The sequence below is a fragment of the Flavobacterium mesophilum genome, assembly GCF_039581405.1.
Taxonomy (GTDB): domain Bacteria; phylum Bacteroidota; class Bacteroidia; order Flavobacteriales; family Flavobacteriaceae; genus Flavobacterium.
Map to the genome: position 1 here is coordinate 23,970 of NZ_JBCPXZ010000006.1, position 18,849 is coordinate 42,818.

The 18,849-nt window shown below is 34.4% G+C and carries 15 protein-coding genes; 9 read left to right on the plus strand and 6 right to left on the minus strand.

Going from position 1 to position 18,849, the window contains the following annotated elements; genetic code table 11:
* Positions 1–161 precede the first annotated feature (161 nt).
* From AAYQ19_RS17785 to AAYQ19_RS17805, 5 genes are all read left to right on the plus strand, one after another.
* Entirely contained in the window at positions 162–1,703 is a 1,542-nt protein-coding gene (locus AAYQ19_RS17785) for a glycine--tRNA ligase (protein WP_343538103.1), read from the plus strand.
* A gap of 198 nt (positions 1,704–1,901) precedes the next feature.
* Positions 1,902–2,855, plus strand: coding sequence for a LytR/AlgR family response regulator transcription factor (locus tag AAYQ19_RS17790; RefSeq protein WP_343538104.1), 954 nt, complete (start codon positions 1,902–1,904; stop codon positions 2,853–2,855).
* A 178-nt stretch (positions 2,856–3,033) separates the two neighbouring features.
* Entirely contained in the window at positions 3,034–3,270 is a 237-nt protein-coding gene (locus AAYQ19_RS17795) for a hypothetical protein (RefSeq protein ID WP_343538105.1), read from the plus strand.
* A 98-nt stretch (positions 3,271–3,368) separates the two neighbouring features.
* Positions 3,369–5,426, plus strand: coding sequence for a tetratricopeptide repeat-containing sensor histidine kinase (locus AAYQ19_RS17800; protein WP_343538106.1), 2,058 nt, complete (start codon positions 3,369–3,371; stop codon positions 5,424–5,426).
* Positions 5,416–6,114 (plus strand): response regulator, encoded by a 699-nt coding sequence (locus AAYQ19_RS17805; protein ID WP_343538108.1) that lies wholly within the window; start codon positions 5,416–5,418, stop codon positions 6,112–6,114. Before AAYQ19_RS17800 ends, AAYQ19_RS17805 begins: the two co-directional genes overlap by 11 nt.
* Positions 6,115–6,235: 121 nt before the next feature.
* Here the strand turns inward: AAYQ19_RS17805 and thiL are convergent, their stop codons facing one another.
* The 3 genes from thiL to AAYQ19_RS17820 all read right to left on the minus strand — a co-directional run bounded on the left by thiL (position 6,236) and on the right by AAYQ19_RS17820 (position 12,534).
* Positions 6,236–7,282 carry a thiamine-phosphate kinase gene (gene thiL, locus AAYQ19_RS17810; protein WP_343538110.1) on the minus strand — a complete coding sequence of 349 codons (1,047 nt, stop codon included), beginning with the start codon at positions 7,280–7,282 and terminating at the stop codon, positions 6,236–6,238.
* 191 nt (positions 7,283–7,473) lie between these two features.
* Complete coding sequence (locus tag AAYQ19_RS17815) at positions 7,474–8,373, minus strand: hypothetical protein (RefSeq protein WP_343538111.1); 900 nt, start codon at positions 8,371–8,373, stop codon at positions 7,474–7,476.
* A gap of 171 nt (positions 8,374–8,544) precedes the next feature.
* Positions 8,545–12,534, minus strand: coding sequence for a choice-of-anchor L domain-containing protein (locus tag AAYQ19_RS17820; protein ID WP_343538112.1), 3,990 nt, complete (start codon positions 12,532–12,534; stop codon positions 8,545–8,547).
* Positions 12,535–12,812: 278 nt separating this feature from the next.
* Here AAYQ19_RS17820 and AAYQ19_RS17825 point away from each other — a divergent pair, with 278 nt between their 5' ends.
* On the plus strand, positions 12,813–13,295 hold the full coding sequence (locus tag AAYQ19_RS17825; protein WP_343538113.1) for a DinB family protein: 483 nt from the start codon (positions 12,813–12,815) through the stop codon (positions 13,293–13,295).
* 43 nt (positions 13,296–13,338) lie between these two features.
* Positions 13,339–13,839 (plus strand): DinB family protein, encoded by a 501-nt coding sequence (locus AAYQ19_RS17830; RefSeq protein ID WP_343538114.1) that lies wholly within the window; start codon positions 13,339–13,341, stop codon positions 13,837–13,839.
* Between the two features lie 48 nt (positions 13,840–13,887).
* On the opposite strand, the gene AAYQ19_RS17835 is transcribed toward AAYQ19_RS17830, so the two are convergent.
* Positions 13,888–14,847, minus strand: a complete 960-nt coding sequence (locus tag AAYQ19_RS17835; protein WP_343538115.1) for a helix-turn-helix transcriptional regulator — start codon at positions 14,845–14,847, stop codon at positions 13,888–13,890.
* 187 nt (positions 14,848–15,034) lie between these two features.
* Between AAYQ19_RS17835 and AAYQ19_RS17840 the strand changes: the two genes are divergently transcribed.
* Together AAYQ19_RS17840 and AAYQ19_RS17845 are read left to right on the plus strand one after the other, a co-directional pair.
* Positions 15,035–15,553, plus strand: a complete 519-nt coding sequence (locus AAYQ19_RS17840; protein ID WP_343538118.1) for a hypothetical protein — start codon at positions 15,035–15,037, stop codon at positions 15,551–15,553.
* A 16-nt stretch (positions 15,554–15,569) separates the two neighbouring features.
* Complete coding sequence (locus AAYQ19_RS17845) at positions 15,570–16,064, plus strand: hypothetical protein (RefSeq protein WP_343538119.1); 495 nt, start codon at positions 15,570–15,572, stop codon at positions 16,062–16,064.
* A gap of 119 nt (positions 16,065–16,183) precedes the next feature.
* Here the strand turns inward: AAYQ19_RS17845 and lepA are convergent, their stop codons facing one another.
* Positions 16,184–17,980 (minus strand): translation elongation factor 4, encoded by a 1,797-nt coding sequence (lepA, locus tag AAYQ19_RS17850; protein ID WP_343538121.1) that lies wholly within the window; start codon positions 17,978–17,980, stop codon positions 16,184–16,186.
* A gap of 163 nt (positions 17,981–18,143) precedes the next feature.
* Positions 18,144–18,827 (minus strand): NUDIX hydrolase, encoded by a 684-nt coding sequence (locus tag AAYQ19_RS17855; RefSeq protein WP_343538122.1) that lies wholly within the window; start codon positions 18,825–18,827, stop codon positions 18,144–18,146.
* Positions 18,828–18,849 lie beyond the last annotated feature (22 nt).

An 18,849-nucleotide genomic window follows, 5' to 3' on the forward strand; every position in this document is an offset into this window, starting at 1 on the left:
TAAAATTTGACGGCATCCGGCACAAACTTTAGGGAAAAATAGATTTATTACGAAATTAAACACAAATAGAAAGAATTTGGTTACAAAAATAACAAAAACAGCCTGTCAATCTTTATTATTTTTCTTTTTTTTAAAACTGATTTTTATATTTTTGCATCACTATGGCAAAACAAGACGATTTATTTAAGAATGTGGTTTCGCACGCAAAAGAGTACGGATTTATTTTTCCGTCAAGCGAAGTATACGATGGATTGAGTGCAGTGTATGATTATGCACAAAATGGTGTCGAATTAAAAAAGAATATCCGTGAATATTGGTGGAAATCAATGGTTCAGATGAATGAAAATATTGTCGGTTTAGATGCGGCGATATTGATGCATCCAACGACCTGGAAAGCTTCGGGCCACGTTGATGCTTTTAATGACCCTTTGATTGATAATAAAGATTCTAAAAAAAGATATAGAGCTGACGTTTTAGTTGAAGATCACGCTGAGAAAATTCATCAAAAAGCGCAAAAAGAAATTGATAAAGCAAAAGCGCGTTTTGGCGATGCATTCAACGAACAAGAATTTGTAACTACAAATGCTCGTGTAATTGAATATTTGGCTAAAGAAAAAGAAATCAGAGAGCGTTTAGGACGTTCTTTGGGTGCTGGAGATTTAGCTGATGTTAAAGCATTGATCGAAGAACTTGAGATTGCTGACCCTGAAACAGGTTCTAAAAACTGGACAGAAGTGAAGCAATTCAACTTAATGTTTGGAACAAAACTAGGTGCATCTGCAGAAAATGCAATGGATCTTTATTTGCGTCCAGAAACAGCTCAAGGTATTTTCGTAAACTTCCTAAATGTTCAGAAATCGGGTCGTATGAAAGTTCCTTTTGGAATTGCTCAAACCGGAAAAGCGTTCAGAAATGAAATTGTTGCAAGACAATTCATTTTCCGTATGCGTGAATTCGAACAAATGGAAATGCAATTTTTCGTTCGTCCAGGTGAAGAAATGAAATCATACGAATACTGGAAAGAAACTCGTTTGAAATGGCATTTATCTTTAGGATTAGGAAAAGAAAATTACCGTTTTCATGATCACGAAAAATTAGCGCACTATGCAAATGCTGCGGCTGATATTGAATTTAATTTCCCTTTTGGTTTCAAAGAACTTGAAGGAATCCACTCTCGTACCGATTTTGACTTAAAAGCACACGAAGAATATTCAGGAAGAAAACTTCAATATTTTGATCCTGAATTGAATGAAAACTATGTGCCATACGTAGTGGAAACGTCTGTAGGTCTTGATCGTATGTTCTTGGCTGTTTTTGCAACATCGTTGCAAGAAGAAGTTTTAGAAGATGGTTCGACTAGAACGGTATTGAAATTGCCAGCAGTTTTAGCGCCAACAAAAGCAGCGGTTCTGCCATTGGTTAAAAAAGATGGATTACCAGAAATTTCAAGAAAAATCATTGAAGATTTGAAATGGGATTTCAATGTTGCTTATGATGAGAAAGATGCAGTGGGTCGTCGTTACAGAAGACAAGATGCATTAGGAACGCCTTTCTGTATCACAGTAGATCACCAAACTCTTGAAGACGAAACAGTAACGATTCGTCATAGAGATACAATGAAACAAGATCGTGTAAAAATTTCTGAATTAAAAGGGATTATTGAAAACGAAGTTTCAATGAAAAACTGGTTGATGAAAATGTAATTTTACCAATTAACACTATATAAATCCCAAATTCCTAGCTGGAGTTTGGGATTTTTTTAATTTTGAAATGTGCATTTCGTCGAACATTTTTGCATTTCGTCTTTATGTATTAACATTTTTATGTAATGTGTTAACAATGAAATGTTTGCATAAATTAATTGCGTAAATTTAATTGCGCATCATACACAAAATTGAAAAATGAGTGGATTGCTTAAATGCGATGATTCATTTTTAAAATTGATTAAAACCAAATTGAAGAAATATTCGTACATCATAATTGATAATGACGCTGAGAGTGTTTTGAAAACCAGAATTGTTGCAGAAGGTTTTTCAGAATTAACTTTTATAGCATCGGCTACGAATTATCAGCAAGGACTGAATTTGGTTTTAGAACACAAACCCTATTTCGTTTTTTTAGAAATTAATGCTGAGGATTCGCAGAGTAATTTGTCTTTGGCTTTTATTGGCGAATTGTATCGTTTCTTAACGGTTATTCCGAAAATCATTATCACGACGACAAAAAAGGATTTTGCTTTTGATGCCATTCAGTATGGTGTTTTTGATTATATCATCAAGCCTTTGACGCATGTGGATCTTGTAAAAACACTTTTGAAGCTTGAAAAAACGTTTTTAGGCTCAAAAGAGCAAAAAAATGCCGAAAACGATCCACAAGCCGATATTGTAAAAGAAAGCGTCTCAGCTGTCGAAATATTGCCCTTAAATGAAGTGGAGAATCAAATTCATGAAAAAGAAGAAGCTTCAATAATTGTAAAAGAAGTTCAAGTGCCACAAATTATCGAAAAGCCATTGATACTTTGCATCAAATCGTATGGTGATTATCGTTATATGAATGCGGCAGATATTTGTTATTTCCAAGCCGATAATAATTCGACTGATATTTATTTGAGTTCTGGTGAAATGGTGACGGCTTTCAAAACTTTAAAACATTTTGAAAGTATTTTAGTACATCCATTTATCCGGATTCATAACAGTTACATCATCAATCAAAATTACATTTCTCGCATTCATAACGGAAACTCAGTTTGTTACATCAAAAACTCTCCAAAAAAGATTCCTTTTTCCAAAACTTATAAAGGAAATGTTGATCTAATAATTGCCAATTTCACTGCTGGGAATTATATAGAGGTCTAAATATTAGGTATTTACATGAATTTGACGCCCAGTGACTATCATTTGGGCATGATCTACCATAAACTCCATTTTTCATGTAAATTTTTTTTGTCATCGGGTATAATTTTACACCATCGATTCGCAGAGAGCGAGTCAGCCCCAAAGACAAAAAAATCAAAAACATTTAAAACCTCAGGTCATGAAAAAAACAGCTTTAACATTCGGATTATTTTCTTTAGTAGTAGTAGCAACTTCTTTTGCAGCTCCAATAACAACTTCTGCTCAACAAGATACTATTATCGGTGGACAGTCAACTGGACGTGATGGTGGTAGAAAAGTTGATTTTCACACAACTACAAATGATTTAAAAAATAATCAATCTGAAGGATTTCGTCAAGACAGACAATCTTTAGGAAATACTATAAAACTTGACTAAAAACCAAGTTCCATTATACAAAAAAAGGCTGCCAAACGAGGACAGCCTTTTTTTGTGTCTGTACTTTTACTATTTTTGGTAAAATTCAAAAACAGACATTGAAAAAAACTTCGCAAATATTACTGTTTTTATTTCTCATCTTGCTCGGATGCAACAAGAAAACTAACCTTGATAAAGGAAAAATTTCAGAAGACGACAGTTTGTCGACTTATTTGTCTTTGGCAAATGATATTAATTTGCCCTATGATCTCAAACAAAAATATACGCTAAAAGCATACAATCTTGTTATTGATAAAAACAATGATTCGATGAATAGAGTAAATCTGTTTAGAATCGCTAATCGGTATTATAACATGAATGATCTCAAGTCATACCGAAATATAACAAAGTTGGTTTTAGAACGATCTATAACTGCGAAGGATTCGGTTAGTATTGGGAAAGCGTACACTTACTTGGGCGATTTTTACAGTTCGCAGAGTATTGCAGATAGTGCTTTTTTGAATTTTTTTAAAGCTCAAAAAATTTATCTTAGAATCAATGATTCCTACAATCTTGCTCAGACTTTTTTAAGCAAAGCAAGCCTCCAATATAATGAAGGAGACTTTTTTGAAAGTGAAATCGCGGTTTTTAAAGCTTTGAGCATTTTAAAGAAGCAAAAAAAAGTAAGCGATTTGCTTTATGAATGCTATAATCTTCTTGGGATATTATATAATGATCGGGAGGAATATGATAAATCTCTAGAATATCATAAAAAAGCAATAGCGGTTTTAAAGGATAAAGATATTCCAAGAGAGTTGCAATTAGAAGCGACTTCATTAAATAATATCGGATTCGTTTATATCAATTTGAACGATTACGAACAGGCAAAAAAATACTTTCAATTAGGTTTGAATCAGAAAAACCTATTTCAGGAAAAAAATGTTCTGTATGCAATGTTGTTAGACAATCTTGCTTATTCTAAATTTAAACTAAGAGATTTTACAGGACTTCCAGACCAGTTTGAAAGATCGATGAAAATAAGAGATAGTTTGGGATTGAAATCAGCATCAATTTTAAGCAGAATTCATTTGTCTGAATTTTATGCTTTTAAAAAAGATACTTTTAAGGCTATACAGTATTCAAAACAATCATTGGTGCAAGCTAGAAATTTAGGTATTGTAAAAAATACCTTAGAAGCGCTTAAGCAAATTGCTGTTGTCGATCCCCAAAATGCATCGGTTTACTCAAAGGAATATTTTAATTTGAATGAAAAAATGCTGAAATCGGAGCGAAAAATGGGAGAGAAATTTTCGCGCATTGAATATGAAACCAATGAAATAAAAGATCAGAATTCAAATCTTCAGGAAAAAAACAGAACGTTGATTTATGTGTTCAGTATTTGTACTTTGGTAGGTTTGTTTTTTTATGTTTATAAGACACAGCAAGCAAAAAACAGAGAATTACTTTTTAAACAACAGCAACAAATTGCGAATGAAGATATTTACAACTTGATGATTTCGCAGCAAAATGAAATTGAGTCAACTCGAATCAAAGAAAAGAAAAAGGTTGCACAAGAATTGCATGATGGTGTTTTAGGCCGAATGTTTGGGGTACGAATCAGCTTGGATAGCCTTGATAAAGTTGATGAAGCCCAAGCGGGAGCAAAACGAAAAAAATATCTGACTGAACTCAAGCATATTGAAGAAGATATACGTGAAATTTCGCATGACTTAAATAGAGAAAAATCGGAATTAATTAATAATTTTGTCGCAATCCTGATGAAACTATTTGAAAATCAGAGAAACACGTATGATTCAAAATTAATTACGACTTTTGATTCTCACATAAAATGGGATCTTGTTAGCAACGCGGTCAAAATTAATTTATACAGAATTATACAAGAGGCACTTCAAAATTGTAATAAATATGCAGATGCAGATACAATTACAGTTGATTTTAAAAGTGAAATAAATTATTTAGTTCTCTCTATTACTGATGACGGAAAAGGTTTCAATACAAAAAGAACCAAAAATGGAATAGGATTGCATAATATTCAATATAGAGCCACAGAATGTAAGGGTACAGTTACTATAAAATCTGCCAAAGGAGAAGGAACGCTTCTCATTGTGAAAGTCCCAATCGATCAAAAAATTAACCTGCATAATAATGACATTTGATTTAACTGCTCCAATTTCGCACTTAATCACGCGAAATATTTTAATTGTCGACGATCATCCCTTTATTATTGAGGGATATAAAAATGCTATTACGCGTTATAATCCAAAGGAATATGATTTTCATATTGCTCAGGCTTACGACTGCAGATCGGCTTATGATTTGCTGGAACGTGAAGCAACTCCAAACTTTGATATTGCTTTTTTAGATATTAGCATGCCAGCCTATGAAGAAAAAGAGCTTTATTCTGGAGAAGATTTGGCAATATTGATTTTAAAAAAGATGCCGCATTGCAAAATAATTTTGCTTACGATGTACACAGAACTTTTGAAAATCAAAACGATTATCAGGACAATCAACCCAAACGGACTTATTATCAAAAATGATTTGACTTTTGATGAACTTCTTTTTGCTTTTGATAAAGTGATGAAGAATGAAAAATATTATAGCCAATCAGTAGTTAAGATGTTGAATCAGGCGCCTCATAATTCGATTGAAATTGATGAATTTGATAAACAGATTTTATTTCATTTGTCAAAAGGAACACGAACAGAGGAAATATCACATTATATACCAATTTCTTTCGCAGCAATTGAAAAACGAAAACTTAATCTGAAAGAATTGCTTAAAATAAGAAGCGGTTCTGATGAAGAACTTGTTCGAGAAGCCAAAAGCAAAGGACTTTTTTAAAATGTAAATTCCAAATAAAAAATTCCAAATTCCAATAATCTAAAGGTTGGAATTTGGAATTTATTTTTTAGGATTTTCCCTTAATTGGAATTTGGAATTTGGAATTTGGATTTTTTCGATTTTATTCACTTAAAGCATCCCATCCGCGGGCTTTTAAAGCAATTTTTGTATTGGCACGAGTGACAAGATGAATTCCTTCGTTTTCTTCTGTCATGTGCCCGATAATTGAAAAGTTTGGATTTCCTTTTATTTTATCAAAATCATTAATGTCAATCGTAAATAAAAGCTCGTAATCTTCTCCGCCATTAATAGCAACCGTTGTACTGTCGATATTGAATTCCTCGCAAGTAGAAATAAACTGAGGATCTAAAGGCAGTTTGTCTTCGTATAAATTACATCCCACTTTTGATTGTTTGCAGATATGGATAATTTCAGATGATAATCCGTCAGAAATATCGATCATCGAAGTTGGTTTTATTTCCAGGGCATGCAAAAGTGTACGGACATCTGTACGTGCCTCAGGTTTCAATTGTCTTTCGACTAAATAAGTATAAGGGTCTAAATCAGGCTGACTGTTTGGGTTGACTTGAAAAACCTGTTTTTCGCGTTCCAAAACTTGTAATCCCATATATGCGGCACCAATATCTCCAGTTACAACTAATAAATCAGTTTGTTTGGCTCCGTTTCTGTATGCAATTTCATTTTCGTCTGCTTCACCAATTGCAGTAATGCTAATGATTAGTCCTTTTTGAGATGAGGTAGTATCGCCACCAACAACATCTACTTTAGATTCTTTTGCTGCGCGCGTAATTCCTTCGAATAATTCTTCTAAAGCTTCTAACGGAAAACGATTTGAAACAGCAACAGAAACCGTAATTTGTGTTGGTTTCGCATTCATGGCGCAAATATCAGAAAGATTTACAACCACTGACTTATAGCCTAAATGCTTTAAAGGCATATACGCCAAATCAAAATGTACGCCTTCGATCAATAAATCTGTAGAAACAACTGTTTTTTTGTCCTTAAAATCTAAAACTGCTGCATCGTCGCCAATACTTTTTAAAGTCGATTCTTGAGTGACATCAAAATTTCGCGTTAAATGGTCAATTAGTCCAAATTCTCCTAATTGTGCTATACTGGTACGTTGCGGATTTTTATCTTCAATCATTTTTTTAAAGTTCCAAAGTTATTTAGGTGCAAAGGTACAAAGGTTTTTTCTTTTTGAGGTACAAAGGTACAAAGCTACAAAGAGGCGAAGTTTTTTTGTTTTGCAATTGTAAAGACGGGTTGCAGTTCTTCTTTACAAAGTATTTCAAGATTGGATTATATGAAAGAGAAAAGAAATAAATTAAAAGTCTTTTAATAATATACTATCACACGCTTTTTAATTCCTTTTTTGTCTTTGGAAGTCCTTATCGATTTTACCCAATTGTTTTTGTCATCCAAAGTATACGTTAAACTTTCAGTTATGTCGAGTAATCTTGTGCCTACATTCATTTTTTGAACCGATTTAATGAGATTTCCATGACTGTCATAGGCGAAATCTAAACGATAAATCATTTGTTGGTTTTTGTTCAGTGATAGTGAAGAGTTTTGATTTCCCATCGCATCATAAGTATAAAGAATTTTGGTGTCTATATCTTTAAAGTCAATTGTGCGGTTTTCAATTAATTGGTTTTTAAGATTATATTTATTAGTGCTTTCAGCTACTATTTTATTTTTGTCATCAAAATCTGTTTTTTTGTAAAGTAAGCCTTTGCTATTGTAGGTTTTGGTGCTTTTGTTTCCTAAAGTGTTATTATAGATGAAATAAGCAACTTCAATTTGTTGGTTTTTTTCATTGTATTTATATTGGTACTGATCTTCGATAGTATCATTGCTGTAATTTATTTCTTTTTCTCTAAGGTTTTTTGAATTGAAAAAAAATACAGTTTCGCGGGTTTTACGATTCAAATTGTCAAAATACTGATATTTTACTACTGAATCATTGATGCCATAAAAATATTTAGAAGAAGAATTTAATTTGCCATTTTGGTAAGAGTCTTGTTGAGTAAGTCTTCCTTTTTCATCAAAATAATTGGTGAGCATTTTGTTTGATTCATCTGGATTTTCATCGTTTTTCATATAATGTTCACTAATACTTTTGACTTTTCCATACAATTTATAGTCTTTTAAAGTGTTGTGTAAACCATTCATTTGTGCTGTAGTTATGAATGCGTTAAAGCACATTAATAGAACGTAAAATTTATTTTTTGTCATAGGTTTATAATTAAAATTGTGAGGAAAATCTTTTTCAAAATAATTTAGAAAAGTAAAAATCGCGTCTATCCAAATTTTTTCTTTCGTTCAAATATAGAAAAATAATAATCTCAAATTTGCAAAAAAATGCTCTTGTAAGACCATGTGAAAGATAGGGAAACACCCAAAACATTATCGTTTTAAGCTAAAATGGGATTTGAAAACTTGGGTCAGATCGTCTTGTTTGTAAAAAACTTGAAACCAATAATCCGAGGAAGGAAGCGGATTTCCATTGTAATTGCCATCCCATCCAGGACCTGCTGGAGAAAGCTGTTTTAAGAATTTGCCATATCTGTCGAAAATATTGATAACGGCATCTGGTTGTGAAGCAAGATCTTTGATGTTCCAAGTGTCATTGTAGCCGTCGTTGTTTGGAGTGAAAAATTTTGGGTATTTAAGTACTTTGGCAAATAAAATTAGGTTGTCGCAATTGCCTTTGGTGTCTTTTATCGTAATAGCGTGTTCTCCTGAATCAACATTAGAAAAAACAGTATTGGTTTGAAAATCGCCATCATCTAATTGGTATTCATAAACTCCAAAACCATTAGTTAGGGTTACGATAATATCTATGTCATCTTCAAAAGCATCTGTCACGGTTACGGTTGCGATGGCTGGACTAGATTTTTCGACAGTGACTGTAGTGGCATTATAACCACAATCGGCGCCAACAACACTGCCTGTTTTTGTGGGGACCGCTGTATAAATTCCTTCCTGAATTGCAGTATAAGAAGGACCGGTGCCTATTTTATTGTTGTTTAAATACCAGTCGACTGTGTATTCATTTGGGTTAAGTCCCGAATTCAGCTGTGCGGACTTAAGCAATGTTCCTGTTTGATAATCGACACAGATTACGGCATTTTTTATTGCAAAATCTTTTAAAGGATAAATGGTAATATTGAAATCATCCTGTGAAACACAATTCGGATTTGTTGCAGAGGCAACGTAGATGTACATTTGCTGTGTGGTGGTTATTTGATCACCAACGTTATATCGAGTTCCAGTTGCATTTGGCCCGCTGTAATACACTCCGGCAGTTAGTGGAGGTAATGTGAAGCTTTTGCAAACCGCAATATCTGAAATTGGAGTTAATACTGGTGTTGATGAAATAGTAACTGTAAAGCTCTTTTCGCTGGAACAAGTTAATCGAGTTCCAACTATGGCATAAACATAAATGGTTTGAGAGTTTGTTAATATTGTTCCGGCAGGAATGATTGAACCTTTTCCTCCAGGCTGAGAATAATAGTTGCCTAATTTTAATGGAGGCAACGTATAGTTGTCACAAGTATTTATATTGTCAAAATTTCCAACATCGATTCCGTTGACATTGATTTTAAAAAAAGTTTCATTGGTGCATTTTGTAAAATCAGGCCATTCATTATAAATGTATACCGTTTGCGATGTACTAATAACTGTACCTTCGGCAAGTTGATTTCCTAAACCATGAGGGCCTCCAGAAGCGGTATAATAGTGTCCGTCTTTTAATCTGGGGAGTTTAAAATTGGTACAAGTAACCACATCTGTAAAATTATCTACAGGAGGTAATGCTCTAATTTCAACTACAAAACTCGATTCGTTGTTGCATTCCGGCCCCACTGAAAAAACGTAAATTGTTTGTGTCGTAGTAATGACATCTCCAGCTTTTAAGGGAGTTCCGCCACCATTTGTATCTGTAAAATAATTGCCATTATTCAAAGGAGGTAAAACATAACGATCGCATTCCAATCTATTGCTGGGCGTATCAACCAAAGGCAAAGGTTTGATCGTGATTTGATATTTTAGTTCATCAGTACAATTTGGAGAAGTAGTTGTAGTAGTATAGTAATATACTGTTTGAGATGTAGTGATAATTGTCCCAGCTGGAATGCTTTTGCCCTGACCTCTTGGACTATCAAAATAACCGCCTATTTCAATTGATGGCAACGTGTAACTGCCGCATTGTGATATCGGAATATAGCGTTGCGAATCAATAATGTCTATTTTGAAAGAATGCTCATTTGTACATGTTCCATCATCAGCAAAGACATATACCATTTGACTGGAAGTTATTTCTGCTCCTGCATTCAGACGAGTTCCTAGACCGCCAGACGACGAAAAGTAATTTCCATTTGTCAAAGGAGGCAATACATAAGAATCGCAAGTAACCACATTGCTCGGTTGATCTACTAACGGCAAAGGGTGAACAATAAAAGGCACAGCTATGTCGCTACAAACTGCGCCATCAATTACGGCATAATAATATATGGTTTGGCTTGTTGTAAAGGATGTTCCGCGTGGAATCGAATTTCCTTTTCCTCCAGGTTCGGTGAAAAATCCGCCAGCAATTACATTCGGAACAATATATTTTCCGCAAGCTTCCTTTGGAAATTCTATTTCATAGATAAGAGTGACATTAAAAGTGTTTTCATTGGTACAATTATTTGCGCTTGGCCCGCTGTAAATGTAGTAAGCACCAGATTTTGTAATGACATCTCCTGCATTCAGTCGTGTTCCCGTACCATTTGGTCCCGTATAATAAAAACCAAAAGTTATTGGAGGCAATGTATAACTGTTGCAGGCGATCACATCTGGAATGTCATTTACAGGCGGAAGAGCATAAATAATGATATTGAAATTTACGGTTCGGTAACAGAAGGAATTTTGAAGGTTTTCAACTCTAACCCAGATGGTTTGCGGTGACTGTGATAAGGAAGTAATAAAAACATCAGGATCTGAAATAGCATTTGAACCATTATTTGCTTCAACCTGACTGGTATGATAGCTGATTTTATATTCTGATGGATTTAAGCTGTTTAGAATACTGCTTTGCTGAACAGTCAAATCGACTCGTACTCTTCCCGAATTGGTGTCGCACAAACTTAAATCTGGAGGCTTTGTGATATTGATTGGAGCAGTTACTTGCAATTGAAATGAAGTCAGATTATTGCAATACGTATTGTTGCTATTGATTGATACGGCTTTTATGTATATGGTTTGATTGCCGACGCTTGTAAAAGAATTCAATTGATTTTGTGGTATGGCAGGTCCATTTGCATTTGCATCGGCCAAAGAGCGAAAATACAAAAGTGAATATTCTGCTGCATTAATGCCTAATGTACTAGCATTGTTTTGGGTTAAGTCATAATTGTAAATGCCGTTTGAGGTATAACAGGCAATTAAATTTTTGGCGGGTTTTATAACCAAATCAGTAATCACAACTTCATCTTTTATTATACAGCCAGAAAGTGTTGCTGTTACGCCATAAGTTCCAGATTTGTCTGCAATCAATGAATTGCTTGTTTGGCCCGAGATTACTGTTCCGTCTAAAGTCCAGACATAATTGTAATTTCCCACTAACCCAGATTGAAGTGTGATTTTTTCGCCTTCGCAAATTGTTCGATCAGGGCCTAAATCCATTGATGTCATGAAACTTCCTCCTTTTATAAAAACAGCCGAATCGTAACTGCTATCATTATAATCGCCAATGGCCAGTTTTATGCTATAGGTTCGGTTTGGAATTACAGTTGAAGATGCCGTTAATACTTTGGTTTCTCCCCTCATATTTATGGCCGATTCAGTGGGACTGTTTACGTTATAATGATCAAATAAATTCGCATTTGCAGATAAACAAGAAGAATTATATTGCTCGTCCCTTATATTTTTGACCGATACAGGCGTTGATGTGCCAGGAAGTACAGCCAGATTTGTGGAAACTCCCGTCGTTAAATCGGTTAGAACAAAAGCGAAAACATCACTGAAACCACATTGAAATTCGCCATATTCATTCGAAGCAAAAAGAAAATCAAAACTAAAATTGCTTGACAAAGGGGTAAAGTCAAATTGAAGATAACTTACATCCGTAATTGGAACCGTTTGTCCATTGCCGTCGCTTATGGCTTGCAAATCACTATCGCCGGCATTATTCAGCTGACTGCTTTCATTATTTCCGGTATATGTTCCTTCGGTATATTTTGCTAATCCATTTCGAATAATAATACCTTCCGAAATTGGGAAATTTGGGTTTGTATTGGTGAATTTGCCAATACCTTGATGTGATGAAAATTTGAAGTTGCTTTCATTTGCACAGGCATTCTGCATTAATTCTTCCCGAACCAGTTGAGGTATGCCCAAGGAAGTCGTGTCCACTATGATCCCCTGTGACAAAGATATAGTCGAATAAAATAATAAAAATAGAAATAGAGATGCTCTCATAGTTCTGATTTTATTGACTGAGGGGAGGCAAAGGTACGAATGATTTTTCTTAATTACATGAAAATCAATAATTTAAAATGTATGTTTGATTTTTTATAAAGATGAATTTTGAAATTTAAAAGAAAAAATAGAAAGTTTTTTTTCCTGCTGACAAACTGTTGTCACCAGCCCATTTTACTTTTGAAGTATTAAAAATTTAAAACTTTAAAACCATGAAAACTTTAGAAGCACAAGTTATTACATCAGAAGATTTATTGAAACATTGGCAAGGACACAGAGCTTTGACTCGTCGCTTGATTGAACTTTTTCCTGAGAAAGATTTCTTCGAATTTTCAATTGGCGGCATGCGTCCTTTTTCAAAATTAGTAGATGAACTTTTGGCAATTGCAGTTCCGGCGCTTAAAGGAATCGTAAATCGTGATGCTCAGCCGTATACGGAAGGAGCTGAAAAATTAATTTTTAAAGCGCAATATCTTGAAAAATGGGATGAAGCAACTGAAGAAATCAATAAATATTGGGCACAATTGTCTATTGAAGATTTTAGCGAAAATTTCAATCTTTTTGGACAATATGAATTTCCAATCATTCAAAACATCTTGTATTTTATTGATAATGAAGTTCATCACCGTGGGCAAGCATACGTATATTTGAGAGCCTTGAATATTGAGCCACCATTTTTCTGGGAAAGACAATAAGCATTCAAAACCACAAAATTTCATTTAATTAAAATCAAAGACTATGAGTTTGAAAAGAATAATGTCCAATTTTGCCGATTATAATTTATGGGTAAACCAACAATTTGTGAATTGGCTTTCGCCGAAATCAGAAGAATTGCTTTATGCCGAAGTAGCTTCGAGTTATCCGAGCATTATAAAAACCTTGGATCATATTTGGGCAACCGAAGAATATTGGTTTTCGATTATTTCTGAAACTTCAATGACACAAAAGAAAGATATAAGCGAATTGTCGAAAGATGAAATATTTGCGGGATTGCTCGATTCCTCCTCAAGATTGAAAGATCTGATTCACTCCAAGTCTGAAGAAGATTTAATTAAAGAAGTTAAGATTACTAATCCTTGGTTTGAATGCGAATTGCCAATTTCAGATTACTTGATTCAAGTGATAAATCACGGAACTTATCATCGTGGACAAATTGTAACCATTGGTCGAAATGTCGGAATCACCGATGCTTCAAATACCGATTATAATTTTTATAATGTGGTGAAAAATCAGCAATAAAAAACAAAAAACTCCTAATGCAACACAGTTTCTTTAGGAGTTTTTTTTCTATAAAAGCCTTTGTCTGTTGACTTCCAGCAATTCTAAAGCTCTTGTTTTAAGTCTTTCGGGTTCTAATATTGTGGCATAATCACCAAACATTAAAAACCATCTTGGAAAACCGCTTTCAATATCGCGGCACATAAAAGTCATTTCAATTTTTCCGTCAACCTCTTTTTCCGAAATGAAACCGTGGTATTTTCTTTCGGTTGACAGGTATCTCGCGATTTTTTTATCAATTAAAATTCGAACTTTTGTCGTTGGGCAAGTTTCTGTTTTCGTCAAATAAGTTTCCAGCGAATTATGTTCGATTGTAAAATCAAGATCTGTTTTTTTAATTCTCTCAATTCGGTCCGTTCGAAATTGGCGGTAATCTTTTCGCAAATGGCAATAGCCAAGGAAATACCAATTGTTATTATCATGAAAAACTCCAACAGGTTCTAGATTTCGCTGTGTTGTTTCGTCTCTTTCGTATGTTTTATAGGTTAACAGAATTTGCTTTTTCTCTGCAATGCCTTCAAAAAGAACCGCTAAAGTATTTGGAGAATTATCATTAAACATCGGTTCAGCGGTTTGCATGACAACGCGCGATTCAATATTGGAAAGATAATCTTTATCCGTACTTCGCAAAACTGATTTCAGTTTATACATCGCCGAAGCATAATGGCTTCCGAGAGAGGGATCAGTGAATTTTTGCATCAATTTTTCAGCGGCGATAAAACTGCTTACTTCTTCGCGCGTGAACATTACTGGCGGTAATCTGTAGCCTTCCATCAAAGCATAGCCAACTCCAGCTTCACTATAAATGGGAACTCCAGATGCTTCAAGCGTTCGAATATCTCTATAAATGGTCCTTAAACTGCAATCAAAACGATCGGCCAATTCTTGTGCTTTTACAATTTTTTTAGATTGTAATTGAATCAGAATGGCAACAATACGGTCAAATCGTTTTGGAGTTTCGTCTAGCATTTTTTCTTTTTTAGGTTCAAAGATTCATTGGCTCAAAGTTACAAAGGTTAAATGTTTAAAGTAATAAAAAAGCTGTTCCAAATTGAAACAGTTTCAAATTGCAAGGAACTATCTTGTTAATTAATTTCATGGATTTAGTTGCTGATTTAAAAAAAGGTGTATTTTTAACACACCCAAAACTAACCATATGCAAACTGAATTTTCTTATTCGAAGACCGAAGAGTTGAAAAAAAAGCTTCGTAACGGAACCTTTGATGCCAATTTTGAGCTTATTGAATTGATTCGCTTGGGTTATGATCCTATTCATGCAAAAGAACTTTTGGCAAAAGTGGTCAAAAGTTATAAAGATGATCTTTACGAAGAAACCAAAGAAGCTAAAAAATCAGAAGAAAGGAAAAATATTGCTTTTAGTGCTGTAATCATTATCACTAGTCTTATTGGCTTACTTGGAGACAATAGTGGCATGATGGTTTTGATAGCTATTATAGCGGCTTGTCTTTGCGGCTATTATGGAAATCAAGAAGATCCACTTCCAGCAATGGTGGGCTATACAGTTGCCGCATTGATTATGCCATTTGCTTGTGCTTTTTATTTTCAAGGAAGAAGTAGTTTTTTGAATTTAGAAATGCTTATTCCGCTATTGGTTTCTTTTGTTCCAGGTCTATTAATAAAATATATTCTGTCTAAAATTTTGCCGTCAGATTAACCCAAAAACGATATTTATGATTAACAATTACTCTTTTAATGAGCATTACAAAAGATTTGAACCACACGAAACAAAATGTACCTACTGCGAACAAGATCATATGAAAAGTATGAATGAATGCTATTTTGTGCCTCTTTTTGTAACCAACGATCGTACAAACATTGTTGTTTACAGATCGGTTAAATATTCTAAAATTTTAATTGGAATTCCGAGATGTGCTTCTTGTAAAACAATTCACGAAAAGTCAACTTCAAAATCCCAATGGATTACTGCGGGTTGTGTAATAGTAGCCCTCATTTTGCTTATCTCCAACTTCATGTCAATAAGTCCAATTGTATCAGTAGGAGCTATTTTTGCAATCATCTTTGGGGCCATTTATGGATCAAAGAAAATGACAGAATCTTTTGTTGTAGGACAAGATATTTATACGTTAGAAGATGGAGCAGAAAGAAACGAAGTAGTTCGAGATTTAATATTGGCCGGCTGGTCTTTTACACAGCCTTCGGCATAACAGATGATTAGAAGTCTTAGTGTTGTAAATTTTAGATTTATAATAAATAAAAAACCCAATAACTTTTAAGTCATTGGGTTTTTATCTTAATACTTAGTACTAAAATCTTAATACTAAAGTTAGTCGTTCAATTTTAAAACAGCCATAAATGCTTCTTGAGGAATCTCAACGTTTCCTACTTGACGCATACGTTTTTTACCTTTTTTCTGTTTTTCCAGTAATTTACGCTTACGCGAAATATCTCCACCGTAACATTTTGCGGTAACGTCTTTACGAAGTGCTTTAATCGTTTCACGAGCGATAATCTTAGCTCCAATTGCAGCCTGAATTGGAATATCAAATTGCTGTCTTGGGATAAGTTCACGTAATTTCTCGGTCATTTTTTTACCGATATTGTATGCGTTGTCTTCGTGAATCAATGCAGAAAGCGCATCAACTGTTTGAGCATTCAAAAGAACGTCCAATTTAACTAATTTCGAAGTTCTCATTCCGATTGGAGAATAATCGAAAGAAGCGTAACCTTTAGAAACTGTTTTCAAACGATCGTAGAAATCGAATACAATTTCCGCCAAAGGCATATCAAAATTCAACTCAACTCTTTCCGTTGTCAAGTAAGTTTGGTTGGTAATTAAACCGCGTTTTTCGATACATAAACTCATTACGTTTCCAACGAAATCAGCTTTTGTAATGATGGTAGCTTTAATAAAAGGTTCTTCAACTCTGTCTAGTTTTGAAGGCTCTGGTAAATCTGAAGGATTGTTTACAACGATCGCCGTTTCTGGATGTTTCTTCGTGTAAGCCAAATACGAAACGTTAGGAACTGTTGTGATTACAGTCATATCGAACTCACGTTCTAAACGTTCTTGGATAATTTCCATGTGAAGCATTCCTAAGAATCCGCAACGGAAACCAAATCCCAATGCCGCAGAACTTTCAGGAGTAAAAACTAATGAAGCGTCATTCAATTGTAATTTTTCCATTGACGAACGTAAATCCTCATAATCTTCTGTGTCAACTGGATAAATTCCGGCAAATACCATTGGTTTTACATCCTCAAAACCAGCAACCATATTAGTCGTTGGAACTTTTGCATCTGTAATAGTATCACCAACTTTTACTTCACGAGCTTCTTTAATTCCAGAAATCAAATAACCAACATCTCCTGCAGAAACTACATTTTTCGGAACTTGATTTAATTTTAAAGTTCCAATTTCGTCTGCAAAATATTCATTATCTGTAGCCATAAATTTAATTTTCTGGCCTTTTTTGATTTCTCCGTTTACAACTCTAAAGATTACCTCAATTCCACGAAATGGATTATAAACCGAGTCAAAAATCAAAGCTTGCAATGGCTCTTCTGGATTTCCTTTTGGAGCTGGAATTTTTTCGATAATGGCAGCAAGAATGTTCTCAACACCAAAACCAGTTTTTCCAGAAGCATGAATAATATCTTCTAATTTACATCCAAGTAAATCGATAATATCATCACTAACTTCTTCTGGATTAGCACTCGGCAAATCGACTTTGTTTAAAACTGGAATAATTTCCAAGTCGTTTTCAAGAGCTAAATATAAGTTAGAAATTGTTTGTGCTTGAATACTTTGTGCAGCATCAACAATCAAAAGCGCACCTTCGCAGGCAGCAATTGATCGTGAAACTTCGTATGAAAAGTCAACGTGACCAGGAGTGTCAATTAAGTTTAAGATATATTCTTCTCCTTTGTATTTGTATTCCATTTGAATCGCATGACTCTTAATGGTAATTCCACGCTCGCGCTCCAAGTCCATGTTGTCAAGCAATTGTGCTTTTTCTTCACGGGCTGTAACGGTTTGTGTAGCACTTAGTAATCGGTCTGCTAATGTACTTTTACCGTGGTCAATGTGTGCAATAATGCAAAAATTACGTATCTTCTTCATTTGTATATATCAGTTCTCTAATCGAGTTTAAGTCTTTTTTTGAGTATAAATTGCACTGCAGCAATCGCTTTAGTGTATGTTATTAAGGCGCAAAGATAGCGCAAAGTTTTGGATTCTGAAATGGAGTTGCCCGATAGTTGGCCACTGAAATTCAAAACAAACCCTAAAATTCAAAATTAAATCCTTTTTCAGTCAGTTTTTTGTAAATATCTGGGTCGAATTTGTACAATTTCGCGGCTCGATGCGAAACATCTTGTTGTTTTTCGTCGAGCGCAACGAGGAGTTTCATGTGGAGAATTTTTCGTCTGAAATTTGATTTGTCCAATTCAATTCCCAGAATTTCTTCATAAAGATGCATCAACTGCAATAAAGTAAATTTCTCAGGCAAAAGATTGAAACCAATTGGCGCTTGACGAACTCTGTTCTGCAATTGCATCAAACTGAAATCAAAAATTTCATTATGATCAAAAATCAAATCTGGAATTTCATTGATTTTGTACCATTTTGCTTCGATCACGGTTTGGCTGGCTTTGATATTATAATCTTCCCGATTTACTAAGGTGTAATAACCAATCGTTACAACGCGCCTTTCGCTGACACGTTTTGGGTCAGTAAACGCTTTCAGTTGTTCCAGATAAATGTTGTCTAGTGTAGTCAATTCATAAACAATTCGCTGTGCGGCTTCGTCTGCACTTTCGTCTTTTCTAAGATAACCACCTAGCAATCCCCATTTTCCAACGCTTTCTCCTTCGGCATGTTGTACTAGCAAAACTTCTAGGCTTGCCTTGTTGAATCCGAAAATTGCGCAGTCAATTGTGATACCATCTACAGCTGTGCTGTTATTCATTGTTGTAATTTTTTTAGCATAA

Coding starts and splice junctions, on each gene's coding strand:
- AAYQ19_RS17840 (WP_343538118.1), top strand. CDS start 15,035: ATGCAAACTGAATTTTCTTATTCGAAGACCGAAGAGTTGAAAAAAAAG.
- lepA (WP_343538121.1), bottom strand. CDS start 17,980: ATGAAGAAGATACGTAATTTTTGCATTATTGCACACATTGACCACGGT.
- AAYQ19_RS17815 (WP_343538111.1), bottom strand. CDS start 8,373: ATGACAAAAAATAAATTTTACGTTCTATTAATGTGCTTTAACGCATTC.
- thiL (WP_343538110.1), bottom strand. CDS start 7,282: ATGATTGAAGATAAAAATCCGCAACGTACCAGTATAGCACAATTAGGA.
- AAYQ19_RS17825 (WP_343538113.1), top strand. CDS start 12,813: ATGAAAACTTTAGAAGCACAAGTTATTACATCAGAAGATTTATTGAAA.
- AAYQ19_RS17805 (WP_343538108.1), top strand. CDS start 5,416: ATGACATTTGATTTAACTGCTCCAATTTCGCACTTAATCACGCGAAAT.
- AAYQ19_RS17855 (WP_343538122.1), bottom strand. CDS start 18,827: ATGAATAACAGCACAGCTGTAGATGGTATCACAATTGACTGCGCAATT.
- AAYQ19_RS17785 (WP_343538103.1), top strand. CDS start 162: ATGGCAAAACAAGACGATTTATTTAAGAATGTGGTTTCGCACGCAAAA.
- AAYQ19_RS17795 (WP_343538105.1), top strand. CDS start 3,034: ATGAAAAAAACAGCTTTAACATTCGGATTATTTTCTTTAGTAGTAGTA.
- AAYQ19_RS17790 (WP_343538104.1), top strand. CDS start 1,902: ATGAGTGGATTGCTTAAATGCGATGATTCATTTTTAAAATTGATTAAA.
- AAYQ19_RS17830 (WP_343538114.1), top strand. CDS start 13,339: ATGAGTTTGAAAAGAATAATGTCCAATTTTGCCGATTATAATTTATGG.
- AAYQ19_RS17845 (WP_343538119.1), top strand. CDS start 15,570: ATGATTAACAATTACTCTTTTAATGAGCATTACAAAAGATTTGAACCA.
- AAYQ19_RS17835 (WP_343538115.1), bottom strand. CDS start 14,847: ATGCTAGACGAAACTCCAAAACGATTTGACCGTATTGTTGCCATTCTG.